This is a genomic window from Pelagibacterium sp. (genome assembly GCF_965249125.1).
In the GTDB taxonomy this organism is placed as follows: Bacteria; Pseudomonadota; Alphaproteobacteria; order Rhizobiales; family Devosiaceae; genus Pelagibacterium.
This window is the reverse complement of record NZ_OZ252217.1, coordinates 1,939,089-1,951,128: the sequence shown is the minus strand read 5'-3', so window position 1 is coordinate 1,951,128 and position 12,040 is coordinate 1,939,089. Positions and strand designations below refer to the sequence as shown.

Here is a 12,040-nt window from a genome sequence, read left to right as displayed (position 1 = left end):
AATTTTGGACAGTCTGGATACCCCTGATGAGCGACGATTCCTTCCTGCGCGAAGTCGAAGAAGAACTGCGCAGCGACAAGCTGAAAGCCTTCTGGCGCCGCTTTGCGCCGTTCATCATCGGCGGTGCGGTCCTGATCGTGCTGCTGGTCGCGGCCAATGAAGTCTGGAAATGGTATCGCACGAGCACCGCCGCCAACGCGTCCGACCAGTATTACGCCGCTGTCGAAATGGCCGACAATGGCGATATTGCCGGCGCCCAGGCCGCCTTTGCCGAACTCGAAGCGAGTGGACCTGGCGGTTATGCAGTTCTGGCACGCTTCCAGGAGGCAGCGCTTCTGGCCGAGCAGGGGGATCCCGAGGCCGCGCTCGCGGCCTATGACGCACTCGCTGCCAGCCTCGATCAGCGCCGGCTGCGCGAACTGGCTTACATTCTGGGTGGCTATATCGCCGTGGATCATCTCGATGTCGGTGCCGTCGAACAGCGCGTCGGTGGTCTGACGGGCGACGACAGTGCCATGCGCAACAGTGCCCGCGAGGCCCTGGGGCTTGCCCATTACAAGGCCGGAAATATCGAAGAGGCCCGCGCCAATTTCGAAACCATGGCCGCCGATCCCAATGCCGGCCAGGACATCCAGCTTCGCGCTTTCATCTATCTCGAACAGCTTGCCTCGACCGGCGTGGACGTGAGCGAAGACCTGCTCGGAGCCACCGGTCCCATGGAACCCGCGCCCGAGCAAATCGAAATTCCCGCCGAAACCCCCAGCCTTGAAACGCTCGGCCAGCCTCTGGAAGCTGAATCCGAGCAATGAGCGCGAATGTGACGGTCGCCATCGTTGGAAGACCCAATGTCGGCAAATCCACCCTGTTCAATCGGCTGGTGGGCAGGAAAATCGCGATTGTCGACGACACACCGGGTGTGACCCGCGACCGTCGCGAAGGGCTGGGGCGTATCGGCGATCTGACATTCACGCTGGTCGATACCGCCGGCTATGAAGATGCAAATGACGATAGTCTGGAAGCGCGCATGCGCCGCCAGACCGAAATGGCCATCGCGGAAGCCGATGTCATCTTGTTCATGATCGACGCCCGCGCCGGGTTGACCCCCACCGATGAGCATTTCGCCCGGCTTCTGCGCAAGGCCGACAAGGATATTCACGTCATCGGCAACAAGGCCGAGGGCAAGGCGGCTGAACCGGGTCTGATGGAGGCTTATGCGCTTGGCTTTGGCGAGGCCATCCCGCTTTCCGCCGAGCACGGGCTTGGGCTGGCCGATCTCTATTCCATTATTTCTCAGGCCGTCGATAAAGTCGATGAAGCCAAACTTGCCGCCGCCGATGACGAATTCGATTACGACATGGTGCAAAAGCCGGCGACCGACGTCGATGTGAATGAGGAAGAGGGCGAAGACGAAGCGGGCGATACCGCGCCCATGCGCTGGAATCCCAACCGCTACCTCAACGTCGCCATCGTCGGGCGCCCCAACGCGGGCAAATCCACGCTCATCAACCGCATGGTGGGTGAGGAACGCCTTCTGACCGGCCCGGAAGCCGGCATAACCCGCGATTCCATAATGGTGCCGTGGGAGTGGGAGGGGCGCGTCATCAATCTTGTCGATACCGCTGGTATCCGCCGCAAATCCCGCGTGCAGCACAAGCTCGAAAAGCTGTCGGTCTCCGACAGCCTCCGTTCGATCCAGTATGCGGAAGTCGTCGTCCTGCTCCTTGATGCCACCATCCCGTTTGAAAAGCAGGATCTGGCGCTGGCCGATCTTGTCGAACGCGAGGGCCGGGCCATGGTCATTGCCGTCAACAAATGGGATCTGATCGAGGACAAGAACGCCAAGATCCTCGAATTGCGCGCCGAATGCGAGCGCCTGCTGCCCCAGTTGCGCGGCATACCGCTTGTCACAATGTCTGGCCTGCAGGGCCGCAACATCGACAAGCTGATGAAGGCGATTTTCGCCATCGAGCGGACCTGGAACGTCAAGATCCGCACCGCCAAGCTCAATCGCTGGCTCGCGTCCATGACCGAGCACCACCCGCCCCCGGCGGTGTCGGGCCGTCGCCTGAAACTGCGTTACATGACCCAGGCCAAGACACGCCCGCCCAGCTTCATCGTCTTCGCCTCCCGTCCCGATGCACTGCCCAAGGCCTATCAGCGCTATATCGTCAATGGCATAAGGGAGGACTTCGATCTCCCCGGCACGCCCATCCGCCTCTGGGTCCGCGGCGGCAAGAACCCTTACGTCGATGACGACGGGAAATAAGCAGGGCTGGAGCGTGTCCAGCAAAAGTGGAAACGGTTTTGCGGTTCGGACACGCGACAACACAAAGGGTTAGAGCCGAGGATTTGATTCAAACAAATCCTGAACGGCTCTAATAGCCCCGCATGATGACGTTGACGTCCTGGCCGCCTTGCACCGAAATACGTTCCATCAGCGATCCGCCCTGCTGGGCATACTGAACCATCCACGTCACAGTGGTGATCAGGTAGTAATCGCCGTTAGCGACGTTGTCGAAGCTGAATCGCCCTTCGCCATCTGCAATCGCGGTTCGCGCGTAATTGTAGTAGTCCGGATCGTCATTGGTGAAGGTTCGACCGAAGTAGGATATTTTTCCAGATCCATAGATCTGTTCCATCCTCTCGTCGGAATAGGCGGTTTTCGGAATGAGCAGCACCTCGCTGCCCGCCCCGTATACAACGATGCCGTCGTTCCGGCGCAGGAAAGCCTGGCCGGAGACTTCTGCCTGACCGGCGGTCCTGATGAACGCGGCCGCGTCTGCGTCGAACGATGTGGTCAGTGTGCCCGTTGACGAACAAGCGCCGAGCGCAAGGACCAGAACAATGCCGAAAAGACGAGCGATCATGATTTCCCCCAAAACGATCTGCCGCTTTCATTCAGCAGATCGAGTGGGGAAAGTCCACCCGTCCTGTCGATTGGGAGTTTAAAGCGGCTCTTCGCCCTGCAGGATATCCACCCGCATGCCTGTCTTTGTGTAATTGGCCGAAACCAGATCGACGATCTTTGGCGCCACCTCGTCGGGTGAGGGCAGGGTCTTGGGGTCCTCGCCCGGCATCGCCTTGGCGCGCATGGCGGTGCGCACCTGGCCGGGATAAAAGATATTGGCTTTCACCTCGGTGATCGCCATTTCCCCAGCGTAGGATTTTACCATCGCGTCCAGCGCCGCCTTGGAGGCTGCGTACAGTCCCCAGTAGGGCTTGGCCGACAGCGCCGCGCCCGAAGAGATGAACACCGCCCGCCCGGCATCGGACTGGCGCAGCAGCAGGTCCAGCGACCGGATCAGCCGGTAATTGGCTCCCACATTGACCGCGAACACATTGGCGAAGTCCTTGGGCGCGATATGGGGCAGGGGGCTCAATACACCCAGCGCGCCCGCATTGCCGATCAGTCCATCGAGCTGGCCCCAGCGCTCGAAGATCGCCGCGCCCAGCCGGTCGATCGCTTCGCCGTCGGTCAGATCCATCGGCACCAGCGTGGTCGATGACCCCAGAGCCTGGATGTCATCGTCGAGATCTTCGAGCCCACCCACGGTCCGCGCCACGGCGATCACATGTGCGCCGCGCGATGCGGCATTCTTGGCGGCGGCGTAGCCCAGCCCGCGCGAGGCACCGGTCACCAGCACCACGCGGCCGGCAAGGTCTTTGGTATCGGTCATGCTATACGGCTTCTCTCAGCATCGAAATCTGCTTGGGGTCGTTCTTGTCGCGCCCCTCCAGATCGGTGAGCGGCGTGGGATAATCGCCGGTGAAATAATGGTCGGTGAATTGGGGCGCCTTGGCGTTTCGCTTTTCCCCGCCCACGGCCAGATAGAGTCCGTCGATGGAAAGAAACGCCAGCGAATCTGCGCCGATATAGCGGCACATGTCCTCGAGCGTCGCATACTGGTTGGCCAGCAGCTTGTCCGGATCGGGCGTATCGATGCCGTAATAGTCCGAATGATAGATCATCGGGCTGGCCACGCGAATGTGCACTTCCCTGGCACCCGCATCGCGGATCATCTGCACGATTTTCAGCGATGTCGTGCCCCGCACGATGGAATCGTCGACCAGCACGACGCGCTTGCCTTCGATCACCGCCCGGTTGGCCGAATGCTTGAGTTTCACCCCCAGCGCGCGGATCGATTGCGTCGGCTCGATAAAGGTGCGGCCCACATAATGGTTGCGGATGATCCCGTATTCGAACGGGATGCCCGATTGCTGCGCATAGCCCAGCGCCGCCGGCGTTCCACCATCGGGAACCGGCACCACGACGTCGGCCTCGATCGGGCTTTCCTTGGCCAGGTTGACGCCCATGGACTTGCGCGCCCCATAGACCGAACGCCCCGAGACAACCGAATCCGGCCGCGCGAAATAGACATATTCGAAAAGGCAAACCCGTTCGGGCTTCGCCTTGAACGGCTTGAAGCTGTCGATTGAAACCGAGCCGTCCTTCTGCATCTCGCAAACGATCACTTCGCCGTTTTCGACGTCGCGCACGAACTTCGCGCCGATGATGTCGAGAGCGCAGCTTTCCGACGCAAAGATCGGCTTTCCATCAAGATCGCCCAGCACCAGCGGCCGGATGCCGTTGGGGTCGCGCGCGCCGATCAGCTTGGTGCGCGTCATGGCGACCATCGCGTACGCGCCCTCGATCGCCCCCAGCGCATCGATGAACCGCTGCGCCGAACCGGCCCGTTGCGAGCGGGCAATCAGGTGCAGCACAACTTCGGTGTCCGATGTGGACTGGCAGATCGCGCCCTGCGCGATCAGCCGCTTGCGCAGCGAAAGCCCGTTGGTGAGGTTGCCATTATGCGCGATGGCGATGCCGCCGACTTCGAGTTCGGCGAACAGCGGCTGCACATTGCGCAGCACCGTCTCGCCCGTCGTCGAATAGCGCACATGCCCCATGGCGATATTGCCGGGAAGGCGGCCCAGGGTGGCAGCGTCGGTAAAGTGATCGCCGACCAGCCCCAGATGGCGTTCGGAACTGAAGCGCTTGCCGTCGAAAGAGACGATGCCGGCGGCTTCCTGTCCACGATGCTGTAGGGCGTGCAGCCCCAGCGCGGTCAACGCCGCCGCGTCGTCGTGCCCCAAAATGCCGAACACGCCGCACTCTTCGCGCAGCGTGTCGCCGTCCATCTCAAGGGCAAGACCTTTAAGGTGATCGCCTGTCGTCGCGTGGAGCGTGCTCAAATTATCCACCATTGATGCGAGGACATAAAAGGAGCGGTTCGCAAAGCCTTGCGCGCTTCGCAAAAATCGCTCCGTCAGTCGGGGGCTTACGCTCCCGACCCAAGCAAGTCAACATGGGCGTGTACCGCCTGCGGCGATATCACACTCCGTTGATCGCCGCCGGCGGTTCCGGTGTCGCGTCCGGCTGCGGATCGTTGGCCTCTTCGTCACTGATCACCGGGTCTTCCATCGGATTGGTTCCCTGCAGCAGATCATTGACCTGTTCTTCGAGATTTTCCGGCAGAAGCGAGATAAGTCCGTCACCAAGCGAGCGCAGGGTCGGCAGTGATTGCGCCTCCCCGTACCAGGGCAGATTGGGCGGATTTTCCCCGATCAGCCAATCGGCAAAGATCACGACGACGACCGCGATCAGGATGCCGCGCAGCGCCCCGAACACGAAACCGAGCGTCCGGTCGAGCGGGCCCAGTTTTGAATCGGTGATGAAATCGCCGATTTTCATTGTCAAAAGGTGCAGCACGATGAGCGCAGCGATGAAGCTCACGACCACGGTGGCGATATTGGCCCATAATGGATCGGCCACGAATTCCTGGGCGATCTGGGGCTGGTAGAAGAACATGTAGGCGGCAAACGCGGCCGCGCCGGCCCAGGTGACGAGCGATAGAACTTCGCGGGTCAGCCCGCGCGCCGTCGCCAGCAGCGCGGAAATCAGAACGAGAATTCCGACGGCAATGTCGAAAGCGGTCAGCATGGGGGATGGTTCTCCAGCAAGCCCTGTTTGACTGTCCGTTTAGCGGTTAAATGTGGCAAAGCCAAGCGATTGCATGGGATTTCCAAGGCTTACACGGCCGCGTGTCTCAAAATCAGTCGGCATCGGCCATGCTCCGCTCGCCCGCCGCCGCGATCCGCCCCACAAGTTCGGCCAGCGCCGAAAATTCGTTCAGCGCCACCCCGTCAGTCCGTTCCGAAGCGTTGAGCTTGGCCGTATGCACCGACCCGAACCCCAGCTTTGCCGCCTCGCGCACCCGCAGATTGGCGTGAACCACCGGACGAATACCGCCCGAAAGGCTGACCTCGCCGAAATAGACAGCATCGGCGGGCAGGGGAGAATTGGTCAGCGAGGAAATCAGCGCAGCCGCCACGGCAAGATCGGCAGCCGGCTCGTTGACTTTTAGTCCGCCTGCCACATTGAGATAGATGTCGTTGGCCCCGATCCGCACCCCACACCGCGTTTCGAGCACGGCCAGCACCATCGAGAGCCGCGATGAATCCCAGCCCACAACGGCCCGACGCGGCGTGCCGAGCGGGGAGGGTGCCACCAACGCCTGGATTTCCACAAGCACTGGACGCGTGCCTTCCACCCCGGCAAACACCGCCGATCCCGCTGCCCCTGAGTCGCGCTGGTCGAGAAACAGCGCCGACGGGTTGGGCACTTCGCGCAACCCCGAGCCAGCCATCTCGAACACCCCGATCTCGTCGGTCGCGCCGTAGCGGTTCTTGACCCCGCGCAGGATGCGATAGGTGAGCGAGGTGTCGCCCTCGAAATAGAGCACGGCGTCGACCATGTGTTCGACAACCCGCGGTCCGGCGATCTGCCCGTCCTTGGTCACGTGCCCCACAAGCACCACCGCCGAGCCCGATTTCTTGGCAAACCGGGTCAGCGCCTGGGCCGAGGTGCGCACCTGCGTCACGGTGCCGGGCGCGCTTTCCACCCGCTCGGTCCAGCAGGTCTGTATGGAATCGATGATGACGAGATCGGGCGCCTTGCCCTTTTCGATGGTGGCGAGAATGGTTTCCACATGGGTTTCGCTGGCCAGCTCCACCGGCGCGTCGGCCACCCCCAGCCGCGCCGCGCGCAGCCGCACCTGCGCAATCGCCTCTTCGCCCGAAATATAGATCACCCGCTTGCCCTGCCGCGCCAGCGACGCGGCCGCCTGCAGCAGCAGCGTTGATTTGCCGATCCCCGGATCGCCACCCACAAGGATGGCCGACCCCATCACGAACCCGCCGCCGAGAACACGGTCCAGCTCGCCATTCTTGCTCTCGATGCGGATGGCGTCTTCGCTTTCCCCCGAAAGCGGCACCAGTTCCACCGGGCGCCCCGACGCAACCGCAGCCTTGGGCCCGGCCCCGACGCCCGAGGTCGCGACCTCTTCGACGATGGAATTCCACTCTCCGCACGCTTCGCATCGCCCCGCCCAGCGCGGGGTCACGTTGCCGCACGACTGGCAGACATAACTGGATTTCAACTTGGCCAAATACGATCCCCCGGACTCGTCAGAACCCTACAGTTCCCGGAATGGCGATGCAAGAACAAAATGGGAACAAAGGCGAAGGCAAGGATCGCGCGCTAGTCGAGCGATACGCCTTCGGGCACGTTGATGTAATTGCGCGGGAAGCGACCATTCAGCGTCGTCAGCACCTCGTATCCGATGGTCCGCGCCGCGTCGGCGACGTCGTCGATTGAGATGTTGGGTCCCAGAATCTCCACGGGATCGCCCGGCTGCACCAGGCCCGGGACATCGGTGATGTCGATGGCCGTCATGTCCATCGACACCCGGCCCAGTACGGGCACCACGGTGCCGTTGACGGCGACCCGCCCGCCCATCTGCCCGCCAATGCCGGACAGTCCGCGGAAATAGCCGTCGGCATAGCCCAGCGCCATGATGGCTATGCGCGTGTCGCGGCGCAGGCGATAGGCCGCGCCATAGCCCACGGTTTCCCCGATCCGCGCATCCTTGATCTGCAATATCGGGACATTCATCTCGATCACCGGCGCCATCGGGTTGGGCCGTCCGTTAATGGCTCGGCCGCCATACATCGCGATGCCGGGCCGTACGAGATGATAGTGATAATCCTTCGAACTCATCACCGCCGCCGAATTGGCGATCGAGGCGGGGACGTCCGGGAAGTGGTTGAGCAGCCCCTGGAACAGTCCGTTCTGCTTGCGGGTCATCTCGTGGCTCGGCTGATCGGCGCAAGCGAAATGGCTCATGACCATCTGCGGTTCGAACCCGGACTGGTTCAATTCCCGCGCCACAAGCTCGGCTTCTTTCATGCGAAAGCCGACGCGATTGAACCCCGTGTCGAAATGCAGTGCCGCCGGCGCCGCCTTGCCGCGGTTGAGGCAGAAATCGAGCCATTCGGTCAACTGGCTCATCGAGGCCAGTACCGGCATCAGGCCATGGGCCGCATAGTCGGGTGCCGTGCGCGGGATCAGCCCGTCGAGAACGAAGATGAACGCGTTGGGGATCGCCGCGCGCAGCGCCACGCCCTCGTCGGGGGTCGCCACGAAAAAGAACCGCGCCCCGGCCTTATAGAGGGCTCGACCGACCGCTTTCGCGCCCGTGCCATAGCCATCGGCCTTGAGCACGGCCCCGGTCAGCGATTTGCCCGACACCGTATCGAGCGCCTTCCAGTTGCGCACGATAGCATCGAGGTCGATGGTGATGCCGCCACCGAGAATGCTCTTTGAACTGGTCATGACGTCCGCCGAATCCCTTCCGGTCTGGCGTAGCGCGAAACCGAGGGGCGCGGCAAGCCGGGCAGGGGGTCTGCTCTTCTATTCGCCACGCGTTGGCAGATAATCCTCGCGCGCCAGATTGGAAAACCTGGTGAGGTTGGCCTGGAAGTGCAACTGCACGGTGCCCGTCGGGCCATGGCGCTGCTTGGCGATGATCACTTCGGCCCGCCCATGCACCTTTTCCATCTCGGCCTGCCATTCGAGATGTTCCTGCGTGCCTTCCTTGGGCTCCTTGTTGCCCAAATAATATTCCTCGCGATAGACGAACAGCACAACGTCGGCGTCCTGCTCGATCGATCCCGATTCGCGAAGATCGGCGAGTTGGGGGTGCTTGTCCTCGCGGTTTTCCACCTGACGCGACAGCTGGGACAGCGCGATGATGGGAACCTCGAGTTCCTTGGCCAGCGCTTTGAGCCCCGTGGTGATTTCCGTGAGCTCCTGCACGCGGTTCTCGCCGGCCTTTTTCGAACCCGACAGAAGCTGGAGGTAGTCGACGATCAGCAGGTCGAGCCCCTTCTGCCGCTTCAGCCGCCGCGCCCGCGCCGAAAGCTGGGCAATCGAAATGCCACCGGTATCGTCGATATAGAGTGGCACCTGCGCCATGATATTGGAGGTGTCCACAAGCTTTGTGTACTGGCTCTCGTGAATATTGCCGCGCCGAATGTCGGATGAGGAAATTTCGGACTGCTCGGCCAGCACACGGGTGGCGAGCTGTTCGGCGCTCATTTCCAGCGAGAAGAACCCGACCACCCCGCCATTGACGGTTTTCATGTGCCCGTCAGGGGTCGGCTCTGCCTTGTAGGCCTTGGCCACGGCAAACGCGATATTGGTGGCCAGCGAGGTTTTCCCCATGGCGGGACGCGCGGCGAGAATAATCAGATCCGAGCGCTGCAGCCCGCCCATCAGCCGGTCGAGATCGGTCAGCCCCGTCGCCGTGCCCGAAAGCGATCCGTCGCGCGAATAGGCTTCGCCCGCCATGTTGATCGCTTCGATCAGTGCCTGGTTGAAGCCCTGGAAGCCGCCGTCGTATCGGCCCTTTTCGGCAAGGTCGAACAGGCGCTTTTCAGCGTCCTCGATCTGGATCTGGGCCGAGCTTTCAACGTCGGCGTTGTAGGCGGTGTCCATCACCTCCTCGCCGATCAGGATCAAATTGCGCCGGATCGCCAGGTCGTAGATCGCCTGCCCGTAGTCGGATGCGTTGAGAACCGTCGTCGCTTCGGCAGCCAGTCGCGCAAGATACTGCGCCATGGTGACGCCTTCGAGCAGGTCGTCGGGCAGATAGGTCTTCGCGGTCACCGGCGTCGCGGTCTTGCCCGCCCTGATGATCTTGCCGCACACCTCGAAGATCGCCCGGTGAATCTGCTCGTAAAAATGGTCGGGCTCGAGAAAGTCCGAGACGCGATAGAAGGCTTCGTTGTTGACCAGAATCGCCCCAAGCAGCGCCTGTTCCGCCTCGATGTTGTGCGGGGCGGACTTGTATTTAGGTTCGGATTCGGTCGTGACGGGCGCGAGCCGTCTCACAGCTTCCATAACGGTCTCTTGGAATTGGCGTTCACCTTCTCTTAACCTCGCCGCGCTGGCAGGCAAGGGGAAGATGCGGTTGTCAGCCTACCTGATTCGCTGCCCTGTTAAGGACGGGGATAACTTTCCCCGCGCCTCGACAAACAAAAAGGGCCGGGCGCAGGGCCCGGCCTTTTCGATTCGATGGCCGGAGTGCTTCCAGGATAAGTGGCAACCATTTATCCGGTTCGGAAGCGCAACCAAACAAGAACCTGGAGCCGCGATTCGAAGAAACGCGGAAAATACTCCAAGAAACGCTTATGCGTCCTGCTGGCGCTCGATTTCCTCGGCAGCAGCGGCGGCTTCGCCCTGCGTTGCCGCGTAGTCTTCGTCTTCCATGTCGGCGAGGGAGACGAACTCTTCTTCCTCGTCGTTGTAGTCCTTGCGGGCCAGGTTTTCACCGGCGGCCTGACGCTCGGCTTCGTCCGCCGAGCGGGCGACGTTGACGGTGATCTTGACCGCAACTTCGGCGTGCAGGTTCAGCGCGACCTCATGCAGGCCGACGGTCTTGATCGGGCCTTCGAGGTCGACCTGGTTGCGTTCGATCTTTTCGCCATCGGCCAGAAGCGCATCGGCGATATCGCGGGCCGAAACCGAGCCGTAAAGCTGGCCGGTTTCGCCGGCCTGGCGGACCATCACGATGGTCTTGCCGTCGAGCGATTCGGCATTCTTTTCGGCTTCCGAACGGCGTTCGGCGTTGCGCGCTTCGATGGTCTGGCGCTCGGCTTCGAACTTTGCGCGGTTGGCTTCCGAGGCGCGGAGCGCCTTACCCTGGGGCAGAAGGAAGTTACGGGCAAAACCGTCCTTGACGGTCACTTCGTCGCCGATGGAGCCCATGCGGCCCACGCGTTCGAGAAGGATGACTTTCATTTGATTTCTCCAATGCTGTCCCGCCTGAAGCGGCGGTTAGAGGGCCGGACCGATTTCCAGCCCCCAACGAATACAGCGATAGCTGCTTATTTCACTGCGTAGGGCAGAAGGCTCAGGAAGCGGGCGCGCTTGATGGCGCGGGCCAGCTCGCGCTGCTTCTTGGCCGAAACGGCCGTGATGCGCGAGGGAACGATCTTGCCGCGTTCGGAAACATAGCGCTGCAGCAGGCGAACATCCTTGTAGTCGATGGTCGGTGCATTGGCGCCCGAGAACGGGCAGGTCTTGCGGCGACGCTGGAAGGGGCGACGGGTCTGGGACTGGGTAAGATCACGAATAGCCATAACTCATCTACTCCTTAGAAGCGGCGCGGGCCGCGGGGACGGTCGCCACCGGGGCGGTCGTCACGGTCACGCTTCTGCATCATCACCGAAGGGGCTTCCTCATGCTCATCCACGCGGATGGTCATGAAGCGCAGCACGTCTTCGTTGATGCGCATCTGGCGCTCCATCTCGGCAACGGCGGTCGCCGGAGCTTCGATGTTGAGCAGCGTGTAGTGCGCCTTGCGGTTCTTGTTGATGCGGTAGGAGAGCGACTTGACCCCCCAGTATTCCGACTTCGCAACCTTGCCACCGTTTTCGGCCAGCAGGTCGGTATAGGTCTTGGTCAGGTCTTCGACCTGCTGCGCGGAAACGTCCTGCCGCGACAGAAAGATATGCTCATAAAGGGGCATAGAATGCCTTTCTCACTTCTTACATCAAAAAGCATCGCCGGCGCGGAGCCTCCTTGTAGCCATGGAAAGGCGACAAAGGTTCTACTAAAGAGCGGGAACACGGGAGGCCGGACCAGCAACTATCGGTCCATTGTTCATTGCCTTTGTGACACAACGAACAACCCTCC

Annotated in this window: 12 protein-coding genes; 2 read left to right on the top strand and 10 right to left on the bottom strand. The window is 61.7% G+C overall.

Annotated elements, in window-relative coordinates; all coding sequences use genetic code 11:
• Positions 1–26 precede the first annotated feature (26 nt).
• The gene (locus tag ACP148_RS09615; protein WP_421950687.1) at positions 27–809 is read left to right on the top strand and encodes a tetratricopeptide repeat protein; all 783 of its coding nucleotides are present in this window, start codon (positions 27–29) and stop codon (positions 807–809) included.
• Complete coding sequence (gene der / locus ACP148_RS09610) at positions 806–2,266, top strand: ribosome biogenesis GTPase Der (protein ID WP_421950686.1); 1,461 nt, start codon at positions 806–808, stop codon at positions 2,264–2,266. Before ACP148_RS09615 ends, der begins: the two co-directional genes overlap by 4 nt.
• A 109-nt stretch (positions 2,267–2,375) precedes the next feature.
• On the opposite strand, the gene ACP148_RS09605 is transcribed toward der, so the two are convergent.
• The 10 genes from ACP148_RS09605 to rpsF all read right to left on the bottom strand — a co-directional run bounded on the left by ACP148_RS09605 (position 2,376) and on the right by rpsF (position 11,873).
• Positions 2,376–2,867, bottom strand: a complete 492-nt coding sequence (locus tag ACP148_RS09605) for a hypothetical protein (protein WP_421950685.1) — start codon at positions 2,865–2,867, stop codon at positions 2,376–2,378.
• 78 nt (positions 2,868–2,945) lie between these two features.
• The gene (locus ACP148_RS09600) at positions 2,946–3,677 is read right to left on the bottom strand and encodes an SDR family NAD(P)-dependent oxidoreductase (RefSeq protein ID WP_421950684.1); all 732 of its coding nucleotides are present in this window, start codon (positions 3,675–3,677) and stop codon (positions 2,946–2,948) included.
• 1 nt (position 3,678) lies between these two features.
• Positions 3,679–5,139: an amidophosphoribosyltransferase gene (gene purF / locus ACP148_RS09595; protein ID WP_421950906.1), complete on the bottom strand. Its 1,461-nt coding sequence runs from the start codon at positions 5,137–5,139 to the stop codon at positions 3,679–3,681.
• 193 nt (positions 5,140–5,332) lie between these two features.
• A complete protein-coding gene (locus tag ACP148_RS09590) occupies positions 5,333–5,941 on the bottom strand; it encodes a CvpA family protein (protein ID WP_421950683.1) in 609 nt (202 codons plus the stop codon).
• Between the two features lie 112 nt (positions 5,942–6,053).
• Positions 6,054–7,448: a DNA repair protein RadA gene (radA, locus tag ACP148_RS09585; RefSeq protein ID WP_421950682.1), complete on the bottom strand. Its 1,395-nt coding sequence runs from the start codon at positions 7,446–7,448 to the stop codon at positions 6,054–6,056.
• Positions 7,449–7,540: 92 nt separating this feature from the next.
• A complete protein-coding gene (gene alr, locus ACP148_RS09580; protein WP_421950681.1) occupies positions 7,541–8,674 on the bottom strand; it encodes an alanine racemase in 1,134 nt (377 codons plus the stop codon).
• Positions 8,675–8,752: 78 nt separating this feature from the next.
• The gene (locus tag ACP148_RS09575) at positions 8,753–10,243 is read right to left on the bottom strand and encodes a replicative DNA helicase (protein WP_421950680.1); all 1,491 of its coding nucleotides are present in this window, start codon (positions 10,241–10,243) and stop codon (positions 8,753–8,755) included.
• 288 nt (positions 10,244–10,531) lie between these two features.
• Entirely contained in the window at positions 10,532–11,143 is a 612-nt protein-coding gene (gene rplI, locus ACP148_RS09570) for a 50S ribosomal protein L9 (RefSeq protein WP_421950679.1), read from the bottom strand.
• Positions 11,144–11,229: 86 nt separating this feature from the next.
• A complete protein-coding gene (rpsR, locus tag ACP148_RS09565; protein ID WP_421950678.1) occupies positions 11,230–11,484 on the bottom strand; it encodes a 30S ribosomal protein S18 in 255 nt (84 codons plus the stop codon).
• A gap of 14 nt (positions 11,485–11,498) precedes the next feature.
• Positions 11,499–11,873 carry a 30S ribosomal protein S6 gene (gene rpsF, locus ACP148_RS09560; RefSeq protein ID WP_421950677.1) on the bottom strand — a complete coding sequence of 125 codons (375 nt, stop codon included), beginning with the start codon at positions 11,871–11,873 and terminating at the stop codon, positions 11,499–11,501.
• Between the last annotated feature and the right edge of the window lie 167 nt (positions 11,874–12,040).